This window comes from Streptomyces sp. NPDC049687, assembly GCF_044465285.1.
In the GTDB taxonomy this organism is placed as follows: Bacteria; Actinomycetota; Actinomycetes; order Streptomycetales; family Streptomycetaceae; genus Streptomyces.
This window is the reverse complement of record NZ_JBITLN010000002.1, coordinates 1022211-1047335: the sequence shown is the minus strand read 5'-3', so window position 1 is coordinate 1047335 and position 25125 is coordinate 1022211. Positions and strand designations below refer to the sequence as shown.

15 protein-coding genes and 1 pseudogene are annotated in these 25125 nt (G+C 69.2%); 11 read left to right on the top strand and 5 right to left on the bottom strand.

The window, feature by feature from the left end; genetic code table 11:
* Positions 1 to 97: 97 nt before the first annotated feature.
* Entirely contained in the window at positions 98 to 1411 is a 1314-nt protein-coding gene (locus tag ACIBVL_RS09825; protein WP_399094642.1) for a beta-ketoacyl-[acyl-carrier-protein] synthase family protein, read from the bottom strand.
* 1892 nt (positions 1412 to 3303) lie between these two features.
* Here ACIBVL_RS09825 and ACIBVL_RS09820 point away from each other — a divergent pair.
* The 4 genes and pseudogenes from ACIBVL_RS09820 to ACIBVL_RS09805 form a co-directional block, all read left to right on the top strand.
* Positions 3304 to 4560 carry a mannosyltransferase family protein gene (locus tag ACIBVL_RS09820; protein ID WP_399094639.1) on the top strand — a complete coding sequence of 419 codons (1257 nt, stop codon included), beginning with the start codon at positions 3304 to 3306 and terminating at the stop codon, positions 4558 to 4560.
* Between the two features lie 224 nt (positions 4561 to 4784).
* Positions 4785 to 5102, top strand: a complete 318-nt coding sequence (locus tag ACIBVL_RS09815; protein ID WP_399094635.1) for a hypothetical protein — start codon at positions 4785 to 4787, stop codon at positions 5100 to 5102.
* A gap of 196 nt (positions 5103 to 5298) precedes the next feature.
* Positions 5299 to 5856 carry a hypothetical protein gene (locus ACIBVL_RS09810; protein WP_399094632.1) on the top strand — a complete coding sequence of 186 codons (558 nt, stop codon included), beginning with the start codon at positions 5299 to 5301 and terminating at the stop codon, positions 5854 to 5856.
* A gap of 342 nt (positions 5857 to 6198) precedes the next feature.
* A pseudogene (locus tag ACIBVL_RS09805) lies at positions 6199 to 6402 on the top strand (penicillin-binding transpeptidase domain-containing protein); the annotation flags it as partial.
* Between the two features lie 279 nt (positions 6403 to 6681).
* Here ACIBVL_RS09805 and ACIBVL_RS09800 read toward each other — a convergent pair.
* Positions 6682 to 7623 (bottom strand): hypothetical protein, encoded by a 942-nt coding sequence (locus ACIBVL_RS09800; RefSeq protein WP_399094629.1) that lies wholly within the window; start codon positions 7621 to 7623, stop codon positions 6682 to 6684.
* A gap of 914 nt (positions 7624 to 8537) precedes the next feature.
* Positions 8538 to 9647, bottom strand: coding sequence for a lysostaphin resistance A-like protein (locus tag ACIBVL_RS09795; protein WP_399094626.1), 1110 nt, complete (start codon positions 9645 to 9647; stop codon positions 8538 to 8540).
* Between the two features lie 137 nt (positions 9648 to 9784).
* On the opposite strand from ACIBVL_RS09795, the gene ACIBVL_RS09790 reads away from it, so the two are divergent.
* The 5 genes from ACIBVL_RS09790 to ACIBVL_RS09770 all read left to right on the top strand — a co-directional run bounded on the left by ACIBVL_RS09790 (position 9785) and on the right by ACIBVL_RS09770 (position 16414).
* Entirely contained in the window at positions 9785 to 12130 is a 2346-nt protein-coding gene (locus tag ACIBVL_RS09790; RefSeq protein WP_399094623.1) for a histidine kinase, read from the top strand.
* Positions 12115 to 12786: a response regulator gene (locus tag ACIBVL_RS09785; RefSeq protein WP_399094893.1), complete on the top strand. Its 672-nt coding sequence runs from the start codon at positions 12115 to 12117 to the stop codon at positions 12784 to 12786. The genes ACIBVL_RS09790 and ACIBVL_RS09785 overlap by 16 nt, the downstream gene beginning before the upstream one ends.
* A 293-nt stretch (positions 12787 to 13079) precedes the next feature.
* Entirely contained in the window at positions 13080 to 14429 is a 1350-nt protein-coding gene (locus ACIBVL_RS09780; protein ID WP_399094620.1) for an MFS transporter, read from the top strand.
* 66 nt (positions 14430 to 14495) lie between these two features.
* The gene (locus tag ACIBVL_RS09775) at positions 14496 to 15839 is read left to right on the top strand and encodes a carotenoid oxygenase family protein (protein WP_399094617.1); all 1344 of its coding nucleotides are present in this window, start codon (positions 14496 to 14498) and stop codon (positions 15837 to 15839) included.
* 131 nt (positions 15840 to 15970) lie between these two features.
* Complete coding sequence (locus ACIBVL_RS09770) at positions 15971 to 16414, top strand: SRPBCC family protein (protein WP_399094614.1); 444 nt, start codon at positions 15971 to 15973, stop codon at positions 16412 to 16414.
* Between the two features lie 101 nt (positions 16415 to 16515).
* Here the strand turns inward: ACIBVL_RS09770 and ACIBVL_RS09765 are convergent, their stop codons facing one another.
* Positions 16516 to 18600, bottom strand: a complete 2085-nt coding sequence (locus tag ACIBVL_RS09765) for an ATP-binding protein (protein WP_399094611.1) — start codon at positions 18598 to 18600, stop codon at positions 16516 to 16518.
* A 333-nt stretch (positions 18601 to 18933) separates the two neighbouring features.
* Entirely contained in the window at positions 18934 to 19770 is an 837-nt protein-coding gene (locus ACIBVL_RS09760) for a thioesterase family protein (RefSeq protein ID WP_399094608.1), read from the bottom strand.
* A gap of 322 nt (positions 19771 to 20092) precedes the next feature.
* Between ACIBVL_RS09760 and ACIBVL_RS09755 the strand changes: the two genes are divergently transcribed.
* Positions 20093 to 21724 (top strand): long-chain fatty acid--CoA ligase, encoded by a 1632-nt coding sequence (locus ACIBVL_RS09755; RefSeq protein WP_399094890.1) that lies wholly within the window; start codon positions 20093 to 20095, stop codon positions 21722 to 21724.
* 778 nt (positions 21725 to 22502) lie between these two features.
* Positions 22503 to 24647, top strand: a complete 2145-nt coding sequence (locus tag ACIBVL_RS09750) for a BTAD domain-containing putative transcriptional regulator (protein WP_399094605.1) — start codon at positions 22503 to 22505, stop codon at positions 24645 to 24647.
* Positions 24648 to 25125: the final 478 nt, after the last annotated feature.

Genomic DNA, 25125 nt, shown 5'->3' with positions numbered 1-25125 from the left:
AGGTGGGTTCACCATCGTCCACCTTGCGCCGGACTCGGCCGGCTCAAGGTGTGTCAGGTACGACGTCACGTACGCACGCTCCGCTGACAGCTCATCGTCAGTCGCCGACCCGGAAGCCGAGGACCACGTTGTGGCCGCCGAAACCGAAGGAGTTGTTGAGGGCGACGAGAGGGCCGCCCGGCAGGGGACGGGGGCGCGAGGAGATCAAGGATGGGTCGATCGCGTCGTCGAGGTCGGTGATGTTGATGGTCGGGGGCGCCGTCCGGTGGTGCAGGGCCAGCACCGTGGCGACGGTCTCGATACCGCCCGCGCCGCCCAGGAGGTGACCGGTCATGGACTTGGTGGCGGAGACGGCGACATGACCCATGTTGTCGCCCAACACCTTCTCGATGGCCTTGAGTTCGGTGATGTCGCCCTGCGGGGTCGACGTGGCGTGCGCATTGATGTGTGCGATCTCGGACGGCCTGATGTCGGTCGTGTCCAGCAGTTGCTCCAGCGCCGCCGTGATACCGCGACCGGTCGGCTCCGGCTGAGCGATGTGGTAGCTGTCGGCGGACAACCCCTGCCCGACTGCCTCGCAGTAGACGGCCGCGCCACGGCGGGCGGCATGCTCGGCCGCCTCCAGGATCACGACGCCGGCGCCCTCTCCGAGCACGAAGCCGTCACGGCCTTTGTCGTACGGTCGTGAGGCCGTCAGCGGGTCGTCGTTTCGCTTCGACATCGCCATCATGTTGCCGAACGCCGCGAGGTTCAGGGGGACGATGACCGCTTCGGTCCCGCCGGCGACCACCACGTCCGCGCGGCCGGTACGGATCATGTCGATCCCGTAGCCGATGGCCTCCGCGCCGGACGCACAGGCACTGACCAAGGTGTGAACACCGGCCCGTGCGTCCACCTCCATGCCGACATAGGCGGCCGGACTGTTCGGCATGAGCATCGGCACGGTGTAGGGGGACACCTTGCGCGACCCTTGCTCGCGCAGCACGTCGTACTGGCTGAGGAGGGTCGTCACGCCACCGACGCCGGTGCCGACGACCGAGCCGACGCGGTACGGGTCGGCCGGGGCCGAGATGCGACCGGTCCCGTTGCCGCCGTCGGACGACAAGCCGGTTGCACCGGCTTTGCCGGTGAAACCGGCGTCCGCCCATGCCTCCCGTGCCGCTATCAGCGCGAACTGTGCTGCGCGGTCCAGTCGGCGTGCGACGTGCCGGGGAAGCACGTCGGTCGGTTCGACGGCGGCGGGCGCGGCGATGCGTACGGGGAGTTCGGCTGCCCAGTCCTGGTGGAGGGTGGTGGCGCCGGAACGCCCGGCGAGCAGTGCTTCCCAAGTCGACGCGGCGTCCCCGCCCAGGGGGGTGGTCGCACCTACACCGGTGACGACGACGGCGCGGAGGGATGAGTTAGGGTTCACGGATACGTTCACTCCATGGCTGTGGCCGGGCAAGAATCTGGTCCGGGTGGGGGGCGGCCGATACCGTGCCCCCGCTCGACCACGCCGCCCGTCGTGCATGTAACGGCCGAATTCCGTGCGGGGTTCATCGCTGTGCGTCAACGGCGGCGCGATGGGAGGGACAGCGGTCCGGCTTCACCTGCCCGGCCCTGGACCGTGCCCGGCGACGAGAGCATCGAAGTCCCTTGTCGTTCATTGGTGCTTCGCTAATCCATCTTGACTCAGGTGTATAACAGGCGCCCACCCTGATGTGCCCATCGACCACGGTCAGGCACTTTCCTTTGTAATCAACCCATATCTGTGTTTCCTTTGAGTCAGCAGCATGCGCCGGCCCGCTTGTTGCGAGAGCTGCCGCGAACGAGGCAGCAGGCAGTACACCCAGAGGAAATCGCTTCATGCTCTCCCGATCTGTCGTGAAGCAGATGTGGGAGTCGTTCTTCCGGATCCTACGTTTCCGCACAACGAGCGGAGCACGCCGACGGTTCACGCCGAGTCGCCCGGGATCTGCACCACCACAGCGACGGCCTCCGTGGAGCAGAGCTCCTCCGCTGGTTCATCAGATGCCTTGCCCGCGATGGCGTCGGGGACGGAGTAGCCCCGGGTCAGTGTCCGATGACATGTCCCCACGCCGGTCACTGAAGGCCGACAGGAACGAGCGTCGGGGCTGTAAGTGCTCACTTACCAGCCCGGACTGCTGCTCTGCTTCTGCGCGTTGGCGGGCACGCTGCCGGGGGAGCCGACGGTTTGCTGGACCCCTCCCCGCCGACTCTTCGACTGCGTCGAGGGCCTGCCGGACCGGGCGAACGCCGGTGCAGGAGGTTGAACCTGCGAACCGGAGCAGTCGTAGTGCCAACAGCGGGGGCCGCTACCGGCGGTTTGCCAGATCCGATTGACGTGTAAGGGACTTGATGATCGCCGATGTGCTGGTCCGCGGCTCCATCGCGGTGCTCCGGGGCGCCGCTTATGTGTACTGGTACGCGTGGCGGCGGGGCACCTATGTCCCGTACCACGACGATATCGAGCCGCTTGAGCGGCCCAGCAGGACACATGACCACGCAGGCGTCCCGAAGTAGCGGTGCCCGGCGCCCGCGGGATGCACGGAGTTCCCGCGCGAGCACAGGCCCGTCTCGCGGCGGCGGCCCTGGCTTCTGCGGTCGACTCCGGGCTCGAGCCCGGCAGGGCATCGGCTGCCGCGAGCACCGAGACGACCCCTTGGTGTCCGCTCTCAAGGGGATGGCCGTAACCGTGCAAGGCGCGGGCAGCCCGGCACCGGCTTAGGCGATCAGGTGCCGTGCTGAGCGTGCGCGCCGCCGTCTGACGGCCACCCGTCCTGGGAATCGCTCTCCTGGTGTTCGGCGGCCTGACCGGTGCCGCCGGACTCCTGTCCGGCTCCTCCAACGGCGACGTGCCGGCCACCGTCCCTTCCCCCGAGCCGAATGGGAGGTTGTCCGGTCCCTCCCCCTCCAGGCCGCCCGGCACAGCCCCGGTCGGCGAGGTCACCACCACGCGCCCATAGGGCAGCCAAGGACGTACGTCCTCCCGCCCGGCTCCGGGCCGAGCGCCTCCCCGCCCGGCGGACTCGGCGCACCTCTCCGCCCGACGGTCAAGTGACAGCCGCGTGCGGCAACCGGCCGCAGCCGTAGGCCCGGCGAGAGCAACGCCCCGCCCTGGGCCAAGCGGGTCGTTGCGCCCTGCCTGTCCGCGGGGGCGGCCGGCCCCTCGCCGTACACACGGGTCTGCGCCGCCGGCGGTTGGGCGCGCCTTCGTACACCGATCGGAGAGACACCATGTCCGCGGCAACCCCCGGAAGACCCGCGAAGGCATCTCCCGCCCCCGCCCCTACCAACCACGGAATGCGGTGCCGACGTGGCTGGAGGCGAAGGCGGGGTACCGGACCGGGCCCGCATACGGGGGCGACGGGCCGTCCGAAGCCGTACAATCCCGGCCCACGGCGCGGCAGTCATCGATGGACCGGGCGGCTCGCGGCCCGGCTCGGTGCCACCGACCGTCTCGTGCTGCAGGTGTACCTGCTGACCCGCATCGGCCTGTGGGGCACCGCGTACTGCACCGGCTGGCTGTTCCCCGAGAACCGGGACGCCACAGAGGCTCCGCCGGTGCTCTCCCGGTGGGAGCACTGGGACTGGCAGCACTTCAAGCGCATTGCCCAGGACGGCTACTTCCCCGACTCGCCCGGGACGTCGGGTCGTTCCGACAACCGGGAAGCGTTCTTTCCCGGTTTCCCGCTCCTCCTGCGCACCGTGCACCTCCTCGTCCCCAACTGGACGGTCGCGGGGCTGCTGATCTCCTTGGTGGCCGGTGCCGTCGCCATGCTCGCGCTGGCCCGCATCGCCCAGCTCACCGCTGGTCCGGCTGCGGGTCCCCGAGCGGTGCAGCTCCTGTTGTGTTCACCGTGTGCGGTCTTCCTCGCCGCCGGTTATGGCGAATCCCTCTTCCTCGCGCTGGCACTGCCGGCCTGGCTCGCAGCCAAGCGAGGGCGCTGGCCCCTCGCGGCGATCCTCGCCGCATGCGCCACCGCAACCAGGATCAGCGGCCTGTTCCTCGCCGCCGCGCTGGCTGTGGAATTACTTGTGGCACGGGACGGGCGCCGGGCCTGGCGGTCTCCGGCCTGGCTGGGCCTGCCCGCGTTGCCCGCCCTTCTCTACGCCTGGTATCTGTACACGCGCACCGGGGACTGGATGGCATGGAAACACGCGCAGGAGCGGGGCTGGAAGCGCACGTTCCATCTGCCGTGGGAAGCCTGGGCCACCACCTGGAACGCAAGCTTCGACGGCCATTACGCCACCGGATACGCCCTCATGTGGCAGGCCGAACTCCTGGCCATGGTGGTCGGCGTCCTGCTGCTCGGTTGGCTGCTGCGGCACCGACGCTGGGCCGAGGCCACGTTCACCGCTCTGAGCCTGTGGGCCCTCGGCACCTCGTACTGGTACATGTCCATACCCCGCGCCACCCTCCTGTGGTGGCCGCTGTGGACGGCTCTGGCCGCCTGGAGCCTGAGCCGTACCTGGGTCAAGAACGTCTACCTGTCCACCATTGCCCCGCTCTCCACCGTCTTCGCAGTCGCCTTCCTCTCCGGACGCTGGGCCGGCTGACCGCTGCTGGACGACAGGCGCCCGAGCCGCCGGACTCCAAGGGCGCGGCCGAACCGATCCCAGTCCTGCGCGCGTCACCCCCACCTCCTGGTCATGGCCTTCCGGCCGAGCGCGCGCGGCAGTTACCGCGACCATGAAGGCTGCCGTTCCCTATCTTCCGGTAGAGACGCCTTTCCTGCCGACGGCCGATGATGGGGCGTACGGGCACCGGAATGCTGGTGGTCATGACCTCCACCTCACTCATCATCGCGCTCAGCATCGTCGTGATCTGCGCTGCTTCCGCCTTCTCCTTCCGCAACGAGCCGCCGTTCTGGATGGTCCTGAGCGTCTGTGTGGCCACCTATCCGGTCAACACCTGGCTGCTCGACACGTCCGTACTGGCCGGCGTCGGAAATTCGTTCGTAGGCGAGTGGAGCGTGCGCCTGGCAGTGGTGAGCGTGGTCTGCGCGCTGCTCAGTCCCTTCATCGGCAAGGGCTGGAGCGGACGCCGTAGCCGTGCAGCTCACGAGGCAGACGCAGACCAGGGCCTACTCAGCAGGTAGTCCGAAGGCGAGTACGAACCTGCCTCGAACCCCGGTGGCCGGCTGCGGCGCGAGTTGAGCCGTCAACAGCGGCTGAACCTCTCCTTCTCTCTGCTCGTAGCAGTGTCCGGTACACACTCCCGCTGGGAGCCACAAGAAATTGGATGTAATGAAGACCTGGAGTACTGGGGCAATCGCTCTGACGTCCGTCGCCCTCATGACGACCGCTGCCTGCGGGTCCGGCGCCACCAAAGGCGACGTGAAGCCGAGTGAGTCGGTGATCTCCTCGGACAAGGTGACGGCTCCGCCGGCCAAGGCACCCGAGACGAACGGTGCGCCGGCTCCCGCGGGGGCGCTGGCCCTGGCCGTCAATCCCGAGCTCGGGCCGACCGTCACGGACGCAACCGGTTTCACCCTCTACCGTTTCACCAAGGACAGCACCAATCCCCCCAAGTCCGCCTGCGTGGAGGCCTGCGCGAAGCTCTGGCCGCCCGTCCCTGCGGACGGCGCCTCGCTGCCGCCGGGCCTGGACCCTGCCCTGATCGGTTCACTGTCGCGGTCGGACGGCACGAAGCAGCTGACCGTGGGGGGAATGCCGGTCTACCGCTATGCCAAGGACACCAAGCCGGGCGAGGCCAGGGGCGAAGGCGTGGGCGGCACGTGGTTCGCCTCTCTCCCGAAGGAGGGTGTGCCCGGTCTCGAAGACGCGCTGGAAAAGTACATGCGCGGCGCCGCGTCCAAGGGGAGTGCCTCGGGCACCAGTGCCGGCCGATGAGATTCATGAACTCGGGCGGACGTTCGGTCAACCCGATACGACGAGGTCGTTGACGTCCCTTGGGTGACTCCGCCACCGCACCGCAACAAGGGTGACGTCGGAGTCGGTTGTCATCGCGGGCCGCCACCCGACGAGGGCCCCAGCACGCTGCACATCAGCTGCGGGGCCCTCGTCGCGTCCTGGAGTCCAGCCCGAGGCGGCGACGGAGGCGCATGATTCCGGATGGGGCGTCCGCACCTGGTCATGCGGATTGTGGGGAGCGGTGACCGTCGGTCTCACCGCCACACATGAACCGTTTCCGGCGGAGCCCGTGGTGCCGGAGGAAATTGACCCCCCTTTCGAACGGCGGCCAAGGCCCTGCAGGGGCTGCGGGGCGAGATCGGAGCGAAGACGGGCCCGGCCGGGGCCGCGGGGGACGCCGTGTCCAACAGCTGGTTCACCGGCTACCGCGACGACATCGCCGCGGCGGCCGTCGTGGAGCAGGGCGGCCACGGAGGCGACGCCGCGGGGCCAGTCGTGCGGGACATACTCGAATCCAGGAAGTGACTCGGCCCGGAAGAACGATCGCACTGACGAACCCTTGGGGATCATCCAGGGGGACCGGCAAGCCCGGATGGGCCCGGGCGAGCTGGTGGTCTGCGACATCCGTCACCCGTTCAGTCTCGACCGGGTCACCGGATGGAACCGTTGGAAGAAGGGCGTCGGCGCGCCCACCAACGGGCCGGGTTCCGGGCGGCCGCCCAGCAGCGTGGGCCGGTACGCAGGGCCGGGCCGTGCGGCCCCCTGCGCGCGGATCTTTCGGCGGGCAGATGTCGCCGCAGGCCGTCACGCCCGGGAGCGGAGGGCCGCTCGTGCGACGCGTGCCACCACCGACGGGCGGAAGAGCAACGTCGGGGGCTTCGCGAGGTGGGCCACGGAGGCGAATCCCTTGGCGACCGCGGGAGAGACCTGCGCGGCCCTTGCGACACCGCGCACGTAGCGGTTGACCAGGTCGGTTCCGCGTGGCTTGGGGCCGCGGGTCTGGGGGAACGCGAAGTCTCCGCCGGCCGCCAGAGCCCAGGGAACCTCGACCGCCTTGGCCGCAGCGTCGTAATAGGCGGCGGCCGTCCGCGTCCCGCGGTGTCCGTGCCGGTCAATGGTGCTGCCCAGGGCGAGTGCCTGGAGAGCGGCGCTGGTCATTCCCTGCCCGTAGACGGGGTTGAACGTGCACAGCGCGTCCCCGACCGTGACGAGGCCGACGGGAAGGTCCTGCAGCCGCAGCCGCTCGAAATGCCGTCGTCGGCTTGCCGGGAAGCGATGGAGGCAGATGTCACCCATCGGCTCGGCACGGGCCACCAACTCCGCGATCGACGGATCGGGCAGGTTCTTGGCGAACTGGAGGAACGAAGCGTCGTCGTCGGGCAGTTCGTCCACATGCAGCTGGTGCAGGCTGATGAGCCAGCGGTCGCCTTCCACGGGTACGGCATTGCCTCCCTGCGGACTTCCGGGAGGCGAGGCGAGGACGTAAGCGGCTGCTGCCCCACCCACGCGCTCGCCGGGGAGCCGTCTGAACATCCGGCTGGAGTAACCCGCGCCGATCTTCACCTGTGACACCTCGGGCCCGGGAGCTCCCAGGCCCGCCAACCACCTGTCGGAACGCGCCGACGGGCCTGTGCAGTCGGCGACCAGGTCCGCGGCGAGTGTCTCGCCGTCGGCGAGCCGCACCCCCGTCACCTGGTGTGCGTCGCCGGACAGGCCGACCGCCGCAGATTCCTGAGTAACGGTCACATTTGGCAGGGCCAGGACGCGTTGACGCAGCGACCACTCGAGAAACGGCCGAGTGACACTGAGGAAGTGGCACCCGGAGACGACTTGACGAAAGGGGCTGCCGTACTGGAACACCCTTGAGTCGCCAAGGTGGTCCAGGCGTGCCCCGCCGGCCGCGACGACTTCCGCTGTGACACCGGGGAACAGCTGATCCATGGCTCGCTGACCGGTCTCCAGGAGGCCGTGGGCGTGCCGTCCCTGGGGCACCGCCGACCGGAACTCCGGCCCGGTGGGGAGGACATCCCGGTCGACAACCAGTACGTGGTCGAATCTGTCCGCCAGTACGCGTGCGGTGCACAGCCCCGCAACGCTCGCGCCGATCACTACTGCTCGCCGCTGCTCACTCACTGCCAAGGCCTTCCTGCCGTCGTGCCGGTGAAGCCGCAGAGTCACACAGGGAGCTTGCTCTTTCCCTGCCGTTCCGTTGCCGTGCGAAGCACGCCACAACCCGGGCGCGGCGGAAGCGCAGACGGTGAACCGTTCGGGCGAGGAGCCCGTTGTGCGGATCGCCGGTGTCGCCCGCGCACACCGGCCCCCATGGGCCCTCCGGACCTGACAGCCCCTGCCAGGGACGCGGAGGACGTGAACGGCTGTCACCGCACAACGCCCGTGCGGTGACAGCCGGGAGCGGCGCGGATGCCGCGAGCGACCCTGCCCGGTGGGCGTTGTGCACGATCCGTACCGCAGCCCGCTCCCGGGGAGGAAAGGATGACCGGCGCAGCCGCCGTGCCGGCCCGATGTGCCGAGATCGCCACCGGCGTACGACTGCCTGTTGCCCTCCGCGCGTGAGACGGCGGCACGGCCTGCGGAGGCGGCGTTCCTGCGCAGTGCGCGTGGTGTACGCACCCTGTGGAGGGGATACAGGGTGTTCGTCCTCATGGCCGCTCGCCCTCCGCCGAGTGCCGGTCCGACCAGGGATGGTTGTGGGCCACGACCGGGGCCGTCGGTTCACCGGCCGTGTGCCATGGCTGCCGGCCTTCGGGTGTCCAGGAAACGTAGGCGTGTTCGTGGGAGTGCGGAGCCTTGCCGGCAGGGCCGGTGGTGGGGGAGGAGACGGCACCGTGCGGCCAGCGGCGCCGGGCGAGCCACAGCACTGCCGCGGCGAAGACGAGGGTCACGGCGGTGTCGACGGCCACCATCTGCCACGGTGCGTCGGCCGCCGTCTCGTCGGAGTCCAGCCCTCCGACGAAGGCCGCGCCCACCGCGAACGACGCGAGGTTGTTCACCGCGTGCAGCGCTGTCGCGGCCTCGAGTCCGCCGGTACGGACGGTCAGCCATCCGGCGACCCCGCCGAACACGATGAGGTCGATGAAACCCGCGGTGGTGCCCCAACCATGGAGGGAGGCGAAGAGCACCGCCTGTGGCAGCACGGCGATCCACGGGGAACGGAAGAATCCACCCACCGCCTGCACCAGCCAGCCACGGCACACGTACTCTTCGGCGGCCGCCTGAAGCGGTACCAGCACCAGCAGCATCACCAGTGCGGGCAGGAAGCGGTGCAGACCGACCCAGACCTCGTCGGCGGCCCCGGAGGTCTCGCCGCTCGGCATGAGCAGCATGCCGACCATGCCCAGCGCCACAACGGGTACCGCCACCAGTACGCACAGCGCCAGCCAGCGCTTGCGCAGTCGCCCGTCCACGGAGGACACGGTGCCGGCCGGTCGCCGGCCCACCCAGCGCACCGTCAGCAGGACGACGGGGATCCCGAGAGCGAGGGAACCCAGGGTCTGCGCCGTGTTCGCGACAGGGCCGAAGTCGACGCCGCCGTCGGGGGTTTCCGGGTATCCCTTGGCCGTACCTATCCCGTAGGCGAACGCGTCCACCACGGCGATCAGCAGGAACCAGCCTGCCAGCACCATGACGGTGCCGACGAGAGGGCGCCACCATCGGTGGCGGCCGGTGGCGTGGGCCAGCCGATGGTAGAGGTGAGAGCCGCCCGCAGCGGGGGCGTCGGGCAGGACGGGAGGAGGCGTTGAAAAGGTCATGGCACAAGGTTCCCGGCCGCTACCGGGCCATCGTGTCGGTCTGCGGCACGAACAACGCGTCTGTCTCTGGATAGAGAGGATCTCCTGCCTCGGGCAGATCCACGCGTGCGAAGTATCTCTCTACGCTCGTGTCCGACATGGACACCATACGTAACTGGTTCTTACCGCTGGTCCTGGCTGTCGGACAGATGGCCCTTCTGCGGACCGGCACTGACCTCACCGGGGCACCCTCGTCCGGAACGGCCCCCGTTCTCGGCGCGCTGGCGGCCACCGCCGCGGAATGCGCTGCGCTGGGCTTCCGACTGCGCAAGCCGCTGCCCGCACTGGCGGGAACTCTCGCGGCATCGGCGCTGGGCAGGCTGGCTGTCTCTGACGAGTATCCCGCCATCGGCGTTTTCATCGCGCTCTTCTCGGTAGCGGCGCGGTGCCGGAGCGCGGTCACCGTGTGGGCCACGGCCGCGGTCATCGTCCACGAAGGCCTGCTGACGGTGACGCGAGAAGGTACGACATCCGGGATCGTGACGAACCTGGCCTCGACGGCTCTCATCTTCAGTGTCTGCGCCGGTGCCGGCGAAGCATGGCGGCAATGGACCGGAGGACGTTGGGCGGCGGTGAGGCAGCTGGCACAGACCGAGGACGGCGGGCGGCGAGCCGCCGACTCCGAGCGGCACCGGCTCGGCCGCGAACTGCACGACATCAGTGCCCACCACCTCACCTCGGTCGTCGTCACGGTGGAAGCCGCCCGCAGACTCGGGAAGACCAGGCCGGAACTGGTCGACGAGGCGCTGTCCTTCGCCGAGCGCACAGGAAGTGAGACCCTCACCGCCCTGCAGCGGCTGGTGGAGATCATGCGCACCGCGGACGAGTCACAACCGCAGGTGATGACGGCGCGCATCGAGGAGCTGGTCGCCGGATTCGGCCTGCTGGGACGCCCGATCCATTGTGAACTTCCCCCGGATCTGGCGGGACCTGCGGCCGAAGCGGTCTTCGGTATCGCGCGGGAGGCCTTGACCAACGCCCTGCGATACGCCCCCGGTGCAGAGGTGCGTGTCCACGTACGGCGGGACGGCGACGTCCTCGAGTTGACTATCGACAACGCGGCGCCACGCAATGCCGGGCGCGCAGACGGCAGCGGCCTCGGGTCCGGGCGCGGCATCGCGGGCATGCGGGAGCGTGCGGCAGCGGTCGGCGGTGAACTGTCGGCGGGGCCGGGCACGGACGGTGGATGGCGGGTGTGGGCCCGCCTGCCCGACTCCGCCGGTCCACACCAGCAGGTGTCCGCCCGGCGGCGCGGCTTCCTGCGGGGTGAGTGGTTGACCAGTTCCTGGCTCGTCGCCGCTGTCGCCTTGCTGCCTCTGCTGTTCGTGCTGACGGCCGCGCAGGAGGGTGCCGACGTGGGCGGGCCGGCCGGCGTGGCAACGCTGATGGTCCTGTTTGCCGTACACGCGCTTCCTCTGCTGTGGCGGCGTCAGCGGCCCTGGGCCGCCCTGGCAGGAGTGGCTGCCACCGCATGGTTGTGGCCCCTGGTGCATGTGTCGGGTGTGCTGCCCTCGCCCTTGGTCCACTACCTGGCGGGTGGCGTGCCGGCCGAGGCCGTGGCCGTGTACGCCGTGGCCGCCTACGGGTCCGGTGTCCGGCGAACCTGGCCGGCGCCGGCCGTCGCGGGCGTATCCCTGGCAGCCGTGGTCGTGGTGCCGGTGGCGGCCGACGGCACCATATGGGGTGTTGCTGTCCTACCGGCCGAAATCGTCTTGCTGCTGGGCGTGTTGGCGGTGCTCGCGTGGATCCTCCTGACCTGCGTGTGGGGAGCGGGCGCGGCCGTGCGCGCCCGTCGCCTTCGCGTCCTGGCTCGGGAGGACACGGCCGTGACCGACTCGGTGCGGCGCGCGGCGGTTCTCGCGGAGGCCGAGCGGCGGCGCGTGGCTGTCGGCCTGCGTGACGCTGTTCTGGATCACACGGCGCGGGTTGTGACCAGTGCGGCGGACCGGCGGTTGGATGACGTCGCCAGTGCGGCGCGGGAGGCACTGGAAGCCATGAGAGAGCTGCTGCACCGGCTCAGTGACGAGGGCGAGGGCGCGAGCGAGCGGCACGTGCCTCAGCCGACCCTCGCCGAACTCGAGGGGCTGTGCGGCACGCTACGGGCCGGCGGTAGGAAAGTGACACTCAAAGGCGTGCCTGAGGCGGCCGGAGAACTGCCGACGTCGGTCGCCCTGGCGGCATACCGCGTCGTGGAGGCCGCACTCGGCGCGGGCGACACGGGGGCCGCCCGGGTCGTGCTGCGCCGTCGGCGCGACGAGTTGCTCATCTCGGTGAGTGGGGTTCGGCTGGCGGTCGCCGGTCCCGTTGCGGAGCGCCTTCGGGTGCAGGCCGATGCGGCGCGCGGACGGATCTCCTTCGACCGGACCGGTACGGTGCTGGTTTGGTTGCCGACCGAACTTTCGTCGGTCCCTGTGGAGGAGGCGTCCCCATTCACATACGAGTGATGGTCGTTGATGACCAGGCGGTGGTCCGCGCGGGTTTCGCCGCGATCGTCGATGCCGAACCCGATCTGTCAGTGGTCGGGGAGGCTGCCGACGGTGCGACGGCAGTGGCGCTCGCGGAGCAGGAGGCGCCCGATGTGGTGCTGATGGACATACGGATGCCCGGCATGGACGGGCTGACGGCCGCGCGGCTGATCACCGCACTGGACAGCAGACCGCGCGTCTTGGTGCTCACCACGTTCGACCTGGATGCCTACGTCTATGAAGCACTGCGCGCCGGTTCCTCGGGTTTTCTGCTCAAAGACGCCCTGCCCGAAGACGTACTGAGCGCAATTCGTGTGGTGGCATCCGGGGACGGCATTCTGGCCCCGGCCGTGACGCGCCGTCTGATCTCGGCGTTCGCCCACGGTGCCCCGCTGCCGCCCACGATCACCGGTGCTCTTGAGCGGCTGACCGCCCGCGAGCGGGAAGTGCTGGTACTGATCGCATCCGGGCTGACGAATGCCGAGATCGGGCTGCAACTCGGGGTGACAACGGGGACGGTCAAGTCGCATGTCAACGCGCTGCTGACGAAGCTCGCACTGCGTGACCGGGTGCAGGCAACCATCCTCGCCTATGAAACCGGCTTGATCCGCCCTCGAACGGCGGGAGCAGGGTAATCGGGCCGACCCCGAGCGCTCCCGCCGCAGCGCGGGGCTGCGGCCGGTGTGGGCATCGGTGAGTACGAGTGAGCACTGGACCAGGCTGGGTCTCGGGTCCTGGGGCGGACAGCATGGGGCGTGCCGACGGAAACGACGGCAAGGGCGAGAGCCCCACCGGGTGGTGCGCACCCCCGTCGGGGAGAGCCCCACCGGGTGCCCACCCCGTCCCAGCAGAAGCCCGAAAGGTCGCTGTCATGCGAGGCCATGCACCTTCGCAGCACTCAGGCAGCCGTGGTGTCACTCTCGCTCTGATGACCGCGGCCCAGTTCCTGGTCGTACTCAACACGTCCGTCGTGAACGTGGCGCTGCCCGCCGTCGGCGGAGATCTGGGTCTCTCGCAGACCGGGATGACGTGGATCGTCAACGCCTATCTCATCGCTTTCGGCGCACTGCTGCCGGTGGGAGGGCGGCTGGCCGACCTGTTCGGCAGCCGCACCGCATTCGTCGCGGGAATGGTGCTGTTCGTCGGTGGGTCACTCGCGGCAAGCGTTGCAGCGGGAGCCGGGCTCCTCATCGCTGCGCGCGCTGTACAGGGTGCCGGCGCCGCCGCTCTGTCGCCGGCGGCCCTCGCCATCCTGCTGTCCCGGTTCATGCCGGGCCCGGACCGTGACAGGGCGCTCGGGGTATGGGGCGCGGCCTCCGCGGCGGGTGGAGCGGCCGGCGTGCTCCTCGGCGGCGTCCTCACGAATGCCCTGGGGTGGTGGTCGATCTTCGCGGTGAGTGTGGCCGCCGGCGTCCCCGTGCTGCTGTCGGTGCCGGTTCTGATCCCCCGCGAGACCGGCGGTCACGGCGGCCGGCTGGATGTGCCGGGCGCCCTCGCCGTCACTGCCGGTCTGACGCTCCTGGTGTACGGTCTCGGCGCGCGGGACGGGTCCTGGGTGGGGAAGGTTCTCGTGCCCGCGGCAGGGATCCTTCTGCTGCTCTCGCTCGTACCGCTCGAACGCCGCGCGACCCATCCGCTGATCCCGCCCGCGCTGCTCGGCAACAGGTCCGTCATGGCGGGCAACCTCCTCATGCTGCTGCTCGGCACGGTGTGGGTCGGCACCTTCTTCTTTCTGCCTCTTTACCAGCAGAAAGTCCTGGATTACTCACCCCTGACCGCAGGCCTCACGCAACTTCCCCTCGCCGGCGCGCTGATGGCGGCCTCCGCGGTGGCCGGACGGCTGCGGTCCACGCTCCTTCCCGGTCTCGTCGTACTCGCCGCCGGACTGCTCTGGCTGGCACGGTTGCCTCTCGACGGCACGTTCCTGAACGACCTGCTGGGCCCGAGCGTCCTGATCGGCCTCGGCCTCGGCCTGGCCTTCGTGCCGTTGACCGCCCTCGGCGTGAGTGGCGTCGACCCCCGGCATGCGGGTGTGGCGGGCGGGCTCATCAACACCACGCGGCAGGTCGGTGGGGCGCTGGGCCTCGCCCTGCTCACTTTGCTCGCATCAACGGCCGCCGCCAGCAACGAGGTTGGTCCGGCAGCCCTGGCGCAGGGATACCGCCGGGCTCTCATCGGCGCGGCTGCGATCTCCCTGCTCGCGGCCATCGGGGCCGGCGCCCATCTGCTGCGCACCTCCGGTCGCATGTCACGCCCGGCCGTGAGCACCACCCGGTAAGCCGGCAGTCGGCCATGCGTCCCCCCATCGGGACCACATCGTCACCAACACATACAAGGACGGCCTATGAAGCCCTACCTGACGGGTCACTACACCCCGCACGTCGACGAGGTCACCGCCCACGACCTCCTCGTCGAAGGACATCTGCCTCCCGAGCTCTCCGGACGGCTGATACGCAACGGTCACAACCCCAAGCCGGGTGTCACCCCCACCCACTGGTTCAAGGGCAGCGGCATGGTGCACGGCATCCGGCTGCGTGACGGACGTGCCGAGTGGTACCGCAACCGGTGGGTCCGGACCCCGGCGCTGGAAGGAGCGCCGTACATGACGGAGAAGGGTCCCGACCTGACGGCCAGTACCGCGGGCACTCACGTCATCGAGCATGCCGGACGGCTGCTGGCCCTGTGTGAGTCCAACCTTCCCTTCGAGCTGACGCCGGAGCTGGAGACGGTCGGCGCCTACGACTTCGACGGCAAGCTCACCAACGTCATGACGGCCCACCCCAAGCAGGACCCGGTCTACGGCGACCTGCACTTCTTCAGCTCTTCGCCGTTCCCGCCCTACCTGACCTACCACGTGGCCTCGGACAAGGGGGAGCTGATCCACAGCGAGGAGGTACCGGGTGCGAGCGCCTCACTCAAGCACGACTTCGCCATCACCGAGCGGTACGTGGTGTTCGTCGAGGGGACGGTGACCTTCGACCACAGCGAGACCTCGGGCATCCCCTATGCCTGGAAGGACGAACAGCCCGCCCGGATAGGCGTGGTGCCGCGCGGGAAAGGTGGAGCCGCGGCAGTCAGGTGGTTCGACATCGAGCCGGGATCCATGCTGCACGCGGCGAACGCCTATGAGGACGACCGGGGCAGGGTCGTGCTGGAGGGTCCGACGGTCGACCGGGACGGTTTCCACACCTCCTGGAACTGGTGGGTCGGTGCTCCGGGACGGGGCGCTGTCCCCAACTCCCGTTCCTACAACCGGCAGTGGGTGATCGACCTGGCAGCGGGCAAGCTGCGCGAGCGGGTCGTGGACGACCTGGTCGTGGAGTTCCCCACCATCAACGACGACATGGTCGGCCAGGAACATCGCTACCAGTACGCGATCTCCTTCCCTGACGACCGGGGCGCCGGCAATTTCGGTGTTGTCAAGTACGACCGCGCCACCGGAACTCGGCAGATCAGGAACGCCGGTGACGGACGGCTGCCCAGCGAGGCGGTCTTCGTGCCCGCCGACGGGAGCACCTCTGAGGACGAGGGGTATCTGCTGACGGTCCTCAGCGACCTGCACGCCGACGCTTCCCAACTGCTCGTACTGGACGCCACCGACGTTCGGGCCGACCCCGTCGCCACCGTGCACCTGCCGCGCAGGGTCGTGGCCGGCATCCACGGGTCCTGGGTCGCGGACCGATCCTGACGGGGCCGTGACCGGACCACGACGCCACCCGCTCCGGTGGCCCGTTCCTGCCTCACCCGGAGCATCGCCAGACCACCGGTCCCACGATCAGCGGACCGCGACCCGACCACCACACACACCAAGGAGACACCATGAAGGACATCGACCGTTCCGCACCCGTCATCGTCGAGCTGAAGACCACCATCGATGCCACTCCTGAGGCCCTCTGGCACCTGCACACCGACATCAACGAATGGCCCAGCTGGAATCCCGGGATCGACAAGGCTCTGCTGGGCGGCGACTTCACCGAGGGCAGCGTCTTCGACTGGGAGACGGCAGGTCTGAGCATCAGTTCCACCGTCATGGAAGTACAGCCGCAGAGCCGCACCGTCTGGGGCGGCCCCGCGCACGGCATCGAGGGCGTCCACGTCTGGACGTTCGAGCCGACTCCGGCCGGGACCGTCGTCACCACGCTCGAATCCTGGGCCGGCGCCCCGGTCGAAGCCGATCCCGCGGGAATGCGCGCCGCTCTCGAAGGCTCCCTCCTGGCATGGCTCGAGGCACTCAAGGAAGCCGCCGAGCGTGGTGATGGCTGAGCCACTCCGGATGGACCACTGCCACCACTGCACCCACTCCCCCCGAGGCATGATCTGGCATCCCGCCCATCCGAGCGTCACCTTGCCCCATTACGGGATGATCACTGAGAGGTGAGCTGTCGTCGGAGGCGGGTGACCGCCTCCGACAGACCATGGTCCAGGTGCCTGCGGTAGGTGCTGAACGGAGTCCCCAGACGGGCGGCGGCTCCACGCTGCGTGGTCTGCCGACCGAGGTAAGTGGCGATGAGGGCGTGGTGGTACTTGGCAGTGGTCAGGTCGCTGCGCAGTGACTCCACCACATGCAGGAGCTGTTGCCGCAGTGCGTGCACGCGTTCCGCCGGAGTCCCACCGGAGACCAGCCGCGTGATGGGGTTGGCGGCCAGCACGTCCTCGTGGTTCCAGGCCCGGAACAGGTCACGGACGGCCTTGTCCCACTGGTCGTCCGTCAGCTCCCCGCCCGTCGGTTCCGGTGCCGGTTCGCTGTGCGGGGCGGCGTGAGTGGTGGCGGCCTCGGCGTCGGACCCGAACAGCACGTGCCGAGACAGGTGGTCCAACCATGCCTCGACGGGCCGGGCCTGCCAGTCCATGACGAACACCGTGTGGGACCGCCCGTCGGGAGTCCGGCCGGCATCGACGGTCTCATGTCCGAGGAGCGACATCTCCTTCTCCCAGAACTCCCGGTCGGACAGCACACGTCCGGACCAGGCGAGGCGGCCCATACGCAGCAAGTCGGCCAGCACGGAGAGCCGCATCAGGTCGAATGCCGGGCTTGGCCGCTCGCCTCCTTCGGCTTGGACCAGATAGCGGGCCAGGCGCAGAACGCCATCCGCCGGGGTCGACATGTCCCCGCCGTAGTGGCGCAGGAGCGCGGCCACCACCGGGTCGGCGGTGGCGTCCTCGGCGGTGAACCTCTCGCACTCGAGGTGGGCGAGGAAGCCGAGCAGCGTGCCCGTCGCGGAGCTCCGGTAGAGCCTGAACGCCTGCGGCTGACGGTCGAGCCAGTACTCCACGGCTGCCGGCGAGTCGCCACCCAGCACCTGCCTGGCCATCTCCAGCACCGTCGACCGGTCCTGCGGACGGCAAGGCGCCTCGTACACCTCTCCGTTGCCTCGCCACGAGTGATACGCCAACGTGAACGGGCCGTGGTGCAACAAGTAGTTCGCCGCGCGGGCGGCCATCAACACTGAGGAGACCGAGGCACGGCGGACCTGCTCGACGGCGTATTCACGTACTTGGACGTGCATCTTCTGGTAGCCGGCGAAGTCCCGCCAGCGCAGATCGGAGTCGAGCGCCTCGCGCACCACGTCGTGCGGGAAGATGCCGCCGGGCCCGGACTCGACGAACGGCAGACCGCGTAGCCAGTCGAAGAGTTCCGCGGCGTGCTCCTCGCCGAAGACACTCCGCAGCAGGTCCTCGGTGGTTGTCATCGCGTGGGCGCACACCTCCAGGGCATGCCGATGCATGGGGGAGGGAGTGCTACCGACAAGGTGGCGCAGCAGCGTCTTGACGATGTTCGGAGTCGGGGACCAGTCCGTCGACGACGGCATGCGCCGGGCTACGACGGTGGCCGTGAGGCTCAAGGCCAGCGGATAGCGCCCTGCGAAGGCGGTCACCCGTTCATGGAGCCTCGGCGGCACTCCGCGGGCTCGGACCAGGTCGAGCGCGTCATCGTCCGTCAGGTCGCCCAGCGGCAGCACATGCAACGTCTCGTCCCACGCGGGGTCGATGTACCAGTCGGTGGAGGGCGCCTCCCTGCCCGCCACCACCACGGTGGTGTCGTGCGGAAGCACGGGCAGGAAGCGTTCACGAAGCCATTCCTCAAGACCCTGACACCGTTCGAAGGTGTCGATCAGCAGGACGGAGCCATCGGGCACCCTCCCGACGACTGCTTGGAACGAGCCCGGTGAGGGTTCGGTTGTCCTGCCGTCGACTTCGATGACGTGTCGTCCGCTGTTCACGGCCTCGTCGGCGAAGCGGCGGAGCAGGGTGCTCTTGCCGACGCCGCCCGGACCGTGGACGTACAGCACCGCCGCCTGGCCGCCGTCCCGGATGGCGGTGCGGAAGAGAGCCAGTTCCTCTCGCCGACCGACGAAGACGCGCTTTCTGCTCCTGGCGAGATGGCTGCCGAAACGCCGATGCCGTTCGCCGTCGACAGATCCGGCGAATGGGGCGAGCGTATCGCTCATGAGATCCCCCTGACCTCCGTCGTCCCCTGGTCCGAGCGGCCGGTACCGCCGCTGCGACCCGCCCCTCCGGCCGGTGAAAGTTCCGCGACCACACTGGGGCGCAACCGCTGAGTGGACACCTCGTCACATCGGTGCCGGACGGTTCAGCCCAGAACTACGGTGAAACCGGCCACATGGTTCGAGCGCACCCCTAGGCAACCGACCTGCGGGACAACCCTCTCCTCACCACCCGGCTCGTGGCCGAGAGGGCCAACTGGACGGGCACATACAAGGAGTGATGCCGTTCCTGAACGGAGCGGATCAGCGAAGCAGGGCGCCCGCTCCGCGGTGTGCTCATGAGTCCGGCCGTCCCAGACGCGTCAGCTGTCGGGATTGTGCCACCAGGCGGTCAGTCGAATCCCATACCTCGGCGTCTTCCTCCATGAAGTCATTGTCGACAAGACTGGTCGAGTGCCTCAGCCTCAGCCAGCCTGGCGCGGGCAACGCCCTGATGTGAGTGGTGAGTTCAAGCGTCGGTGCCCAGCCGGGGATTCCGAGGTCCAGGCTGACCGGCGGAAGACAGTCGACCGCGAGGAGGAGCATCAGGGGGTCCGGCGCACGGTCGTCCGGGAAGCGCAGCCAGCCCTGCATCGTTGCCTGCCCCGAGGGCACCCCCAGAGCCCACCCGACACAATCGGGGGCAAGGCGCAAGTCGACCCGATCGAGAAATGGTGCTTCCTCGAGGAGGGACGGTGGTGCCAATTCGCTCCCCACGCACTGCTCGGGCGGCGGCATACTCGGAGGAGCCGAAAAAGCCCAGGCCGGCTTGGTGGTGGTCTTCCCGGCGAGATCGGCGAAGGTGGCCACCACCCGCACACGCTCCTGATCACCCTGCTTGATGGAGGCCATGCCGCTCGAGACGGTGCGCCCCCGGCGGAGAGTCTCGGTGCACACGGTCGCCGGGCCGGCGAGCGACCTGGACAGGAAATGGGCGCTGACGGAAACGGGGTCACCGTGGCCTGATGCTTTCCCCAGGTCCTCCGAAAGGGCGCGGCCGGCCAAGGCCATCAGCAGCCCGCCAAGAATGCCGGCGCCGAAGCGCCAGCCATCCCCCAGATCGACGCGATACCCGGATGAGTCTTCGGTTCGAGTGAGTGAGATGGCCTGATCGAATTCTGACGTGTGGTTCATGCGTCGCTTTCGCATCGTTCGAGGAGGATTGAGGGCGGTTGCATGGCCGCCTTCGCACTGCGTCAGGCGGCGAGGCCGACACCCGGCGATGGAGGACCACGAGGGGCTGTGACGTTCGGTTCACCAGGGAGAGGAATGCCCCGTGGATGAGGTGACCGAATGCTGTGAGGTGCTGTTTCCATGGGCCGGCCCCGTCTGAACCGGGGTGTCGTCTCGGTCGTTGCTGGTTGCGGGGAGCGCCGCATGGCGGTGGACGCCCCTCGTTCTGTCCGTCCGTGGCGGACGTCCGATCAGCCGAGCCTCATACGATTTTGGGGGATCAGTGCGCAGCACCATGCAGGACGCAGGGCTTCAGATCCGTGGTCTTCTGGAGCATGGATCGCGTGTTTTCGCGACCAGTACGATCGTGACGGCGACAGCGGAGGGGCACTCGACCGCCACCTTCGCGAAGACCGGTCGTAACGCCGCCCGGCTGGCCCATGCCCTGCGGGCTCTTGGGGTGGCGGAGGGGGACCGGGTGGCCACCTTCATGTGGAACAACCAGCAACACGTGGAGGCGTACTTCGCGGTGCCGGCGATGGGCGCGGTGATCCATCCGCTGAACATCCGGCTCTTTCCCGAGCAGGTCGTGCACATCGCCAACCATGCCCAGGACCAGGTCGTCATCGTCGACGATTCGCTGTTGCCCGCCTTCGTGCCCATGCTGCCGGGGCTTTCGTCCGTGCGGTGTGTCATCGTCAACGGGTCTGCCGACCTGTCCGCCGTGCGCGCTCAAGGTGTTGAGGCGTACTCCTATGACATGTTGCTTCGGGGGCAGCCGGACAGCTATCCATGGCCGGACGTGGACGAACGGTCCGCGGCGGCCATGTGTTACACCTCGGGGACGACGGGTGACCCCAAGGGAGTTGTGTACAGTCACCGGTCGATCTACCTGCACTCCCTGGCGGCTTCCCTGCCGGATGCCATCGCGTTGTCGCGCCGGGACCTGGCTTTGGCGGTGGTGCCGCAGTTCCATGTGCTGGCCTGGAGTCTGCCCTACGCCGCGTTTCTGACCGGTGCTTCGCTGGCCATGCCGGACCGCTTCCTCGCGCCGGAACCGCTGGCGGCGTTCATTGCCGCCGTCCGTCCGACCAAGGGCCTGGGTGTGCCCACGGTGTGGGGCAATCTGCTGCGCTTTGTGGAAGCTCATCCGGAGATCGACATCTCGTCGATGAAGGAGATCGGGTCCGGTGGAGCGGCGACACCGGAGTCCATGACCCGTGCGTACGCCGAGCGGCACGGGATCACGCTGATGCAGGGCTGGGGCATGACCGAGACGTCGCCGCTCGGCACGTTCGCCCGTCCGGTGGCGGGTGCCGGGGCTGAGGGGTCGTCTGCTCACCGTGCCGGCCAGGGCCGCTTCTGTGCCGGGGTGGAGGCCAGGCTGGTCGACCCGCACGGCGAGGTACTGCCGTGGGACGACATGGCGGTGGGTGAGTTGCAGGTCCGTGGCCCGTGGGTGACCGGCTCCTACTACGGTGAGGACGCCGGGACGCAGGCCGACAGGTTCAGCGACGGCTGGCTGAGAACGGGAGACGTGGGACGGATCTCCCCGGACGGCTGGCTCACACTGACCGACCGGATGAAGGACGTCATCAAGTCCGGGGGCGAGTGGATATCTTCGGTCGAGTTGGAGAACCACCTCGTCGGCCATCCCGCGGTTGTGGAGGCATGTGTCATCGGTGTGCCCGATGACCGGTGGGGCGAACGGCCCCTGGCCTGCGTGGTCCTGGCGGGCGACCCGGTCGATGCGTCCGGGCTGAAGGGCTTCCTCAGTGACCGGATCGCACGCTGGCAGTTGCCCGAACGCTGGGCCTTCCTTCCGGCGATCGCGATGACCACGACGGGCAAGTACGACAAGAAGGCACTGCGCGAGCAGTACGCCCAAGGAGCCCTGAAGGTAGTCATGGCGTGAAACCGTCACTGCGGGTGAGCAGGCACGGAGGCGTCGGCCGGACCCGTGGCATTCACGTGAGCAGTCGCGCCATCCCGTTCCCGTCCGGACGCAGCGCCGGAGCGATGCATCCGGACGGGTTCGCCGTGCCCGGAAAGGGCGGATCCCCGTGCGGACGGTGTCTGCTCCTGCGCTGAAGTCACCGGCCGGGTGAGTGGACCAGAGCTTTTGGCAGGCCGAGCCGGTCCAAAAGGCCCCGACCAAGTCGGCACCGCGCTGCTTCCTGGTGTCCTTGGCACGTCCCGGTGACGCGAGTGGACGCATGTTTCGGGGATGCGTCCACTTGATGGCTGTGGCCGGAAGGACTCCGGTCCGGGTGAGGGACGGCCGATACGGTGCCCCCGCTCGACCACACGGCCGGTCGTGCGTGTACGGACGAAACCGTGCGGGGTTCATCGCTGTGCCTCGCCGGCGGCGGGTTGGCCGACCGTGTTTTCCCGCGGGGCTCTGCGGAAAGTCATCTGGACCCCGGGTATGGGACGCGGTGCCGGCCGCGGAGCGGTTCCAGGGACAGTGAGCAGTAGTGAGCAGACGAGCGGTCTTCAGAGTGGGCAGTCTTCTGCGGCAGCGTGAGCGGCAGGCGTCACGTGAGACAGGAGCACCGCAGATGATCACGATCTGTCCGGGGAGGCAGGGAAGTACCGCCGCAAAAGGCCCCCAGCAGCGGGTAGTTGGCCGACAGGCGTCCGAGAAGGGGACGGCCGCGCATACAGGACCGTCCGGTACTTGGTCCTTCGGTGTGCTGGGCACCTTGGAGGTCAACGGAACCGCGGGCCCGGTGGAGCTCGGGCCGCCGCAGCGGCGGCTTCTTCTTCTGCGCCTGCTCGCCGCGGACGGCCGGCCGGTATCGGTCGAGCGGCTCTGCGAAGATCTGTGGGACGGACGGCCGCCGGGCGCGGCAGTGTCCTCCCTGCGTGCCCACGTCAGCAGGCTCCGTTCCGCGCTGGGGGATTCCCGGGAATCGGGGACCAGCCTGCTGACCCACACCTCGGGGGGCTATGCGCTGCGCGTCGCGCATGAGCAGCGAGACGCAGGGCTGTTCGAGGACGCCGTGCAGAACGCCCATGGGCTTGCGAGGGAAAAGCAGTGGGCTCAGGCACGTGCGGAGGCGGAGACGGCCCTGTCTCTGTGGCGCGGCAGGCCCTATGCGGACGCGGCCGGAAAGCTCTTCGCGCAGCGTGAGACGAACCGCCTGTCGGAGCTTCGATGGTCCGCCCGAGAGCTTCAGGCCGGTCTGCTGCTGGAAGACGGGAACGTGATGCGGTCCATCGCGGTCGCCGAGGAGATCGTGGGCAGGAATCCGCTGCGTGAGGCTTCCTGGGCCGTACTGCTCCGTGGCCTGTATCTGGCGGGGCGTGCGGGTGAGGCGCTGCGTCGTTTCGATGCCGTCCGCCGCCTTCTGGCAGAGGATCTGGGCACGGAGCCGGGGCCCGCGCTGCAACGGGTTCACATGTCGATCCTCCGGCATGACACCGCTGCGTTGCATCCTGCTGTGCGGACAAGCGTCCGCGTCGCCCCTGCCCCCGACGTGAGCCGACGGGCTCCCTCCCCTGGGCGGGTACGGCTGGCAGGACGCGAGGCCGAACTGGCCCGGCTGAGCGAGCTGCTGTCCGTGGCACGCGCCGGCAGTACCCGGTGGGCGGTGGTGTCGGGCGGAGCGGGTACCGGCAAGACCCGCCTGCTGGAGGTGCTCGGAGCCGAGGCCGAACAGCGCGGCTTCACGGTGCGCTGGTTCCGCCACCCGAAGGAGGCGCAGGCCGTCCGCCCGGCCGGGGGAACCGTGGGCACGGGGATCCTGGGGGGCACTGGCGCACATGAGGGCGTGCTCGGGAGCGAACACGGCAGGCCGCACACGAGCGGACTCGAGGACAAGCGCCCTGTGCTCTGCCTGATCGACGATGTCCAGGGTGCCACCCCGGCGGTGATGAACGAACTGGCCACCTGCGCCGCGCTGGTACGGGATACGCCGTTGCTGGTCGTGTGCGCCGCGAATCCCGGCGACGAACCCGGAACCGAGGAACTGCTCGCGGCTCTCGCACGGTGCGGCGCGGAACGCTTCGAACTCCAACCGCTGACCCTCGAGGACATCGCCGGCATCCTGCGGTCGGACGGAGATTCCGCCGCAAGTTCTGCCGGTGCCGGTGCGGCCGTCGATGGTCCGCAGTCGGAGGCGGCCGCGCTGCATCAACTGACCGGTGGCAACGCGTTCTTCCTGGCGGAACTTCTGCGCCTGCCCGCCGGCCGTCGGACGGGCCCGCATCTGACGATCCCGGGCGCCGTGGCGTCCGTCATCCGGGCCCGGCTGCGGGCCCTTGCTCCACAGGTGCGGCAGGTGCTGGAGATCGCTGCCGTCGCCGGGGACGAGCTGGATGTGCCGGTACTGGCGGCGATGGGCTCGCTTTCGAGGCAGGCCGTACTCTCCGGCCTGGACGTCGCCGCGGAGTCCGGTCTCGTGGTGTGGTCGGCGGGCAGGACGCCATGGGCACCCGGGGTGTACCGCTTCTCCTGCGGGCTGGTCCGTGAGGTGCTGAGGGCGGGCCTGCGCCGAGCGCGCAGCTGTGAGCTGCACGCGGCGGCGTACCAGGAACTGGCTGCCCGGCCCCGCAGCAGTGTCGAATCGGTCGCTGAGCATGCCGTCGCTGCGGGCCCACTGGTCGATGAACACGAGGTGTCCCACGCTGCCTTGAGGGCCGGATACGCGTGCCTGCGGCGGAACGACGTGGACAAGGCGGGTGAGTGGCTGTCCCGTGCTCTCGGGGGTCGCGCGGGCACGGAACGGGAGCGGAGAAGCGGAGCGATGCCGGAAGTGGCCCTCGGGGCAGGGCCGGGCAGAACTGTCACCGGAGGGACGAACGTGGTCCACCTGCCGGTGCGGCGTGCCTGAGCGCCCGGCCCCGAGGCTGCTCCGTCACCGCACATCGGTCACTTCAAGGCGGCCGTCGGGAGTTCCCGTATGACGCAAGGTGATGTCGAAGAGGATTCGTGCCGGTCCAGGGCGGAGGGTGGCCGACCGTCCGGGAGCGAGTACCTGGTCCATCCCCTGCTCTCGGATGCCCTGCCTGGGCCCGCTGATGACGCTCACGTGCACGACGGTGTGTCCGGTGTTGCGCACGGTCACCGCGCTGGTCCGCGCACACCGGCCGCCGGTGGCGTCGCTCTGGCAGACACGGCGAAGATCCCCGAACCCGTACGTGCCGCAGGAGAGTTCCATACCGGGTGGGAGTGCGGAGACGCAGACTCGGCCCGCGCTGACACGATCGTCGCCTCCCCGTTCGTCGGCCTGGGGCCAAGCGATCGCGGCTCCCACTGTCACCAGCGCGCATGCGGCGAGCCGCAGCATCGTGAAGGACGGGGGCGCAAGC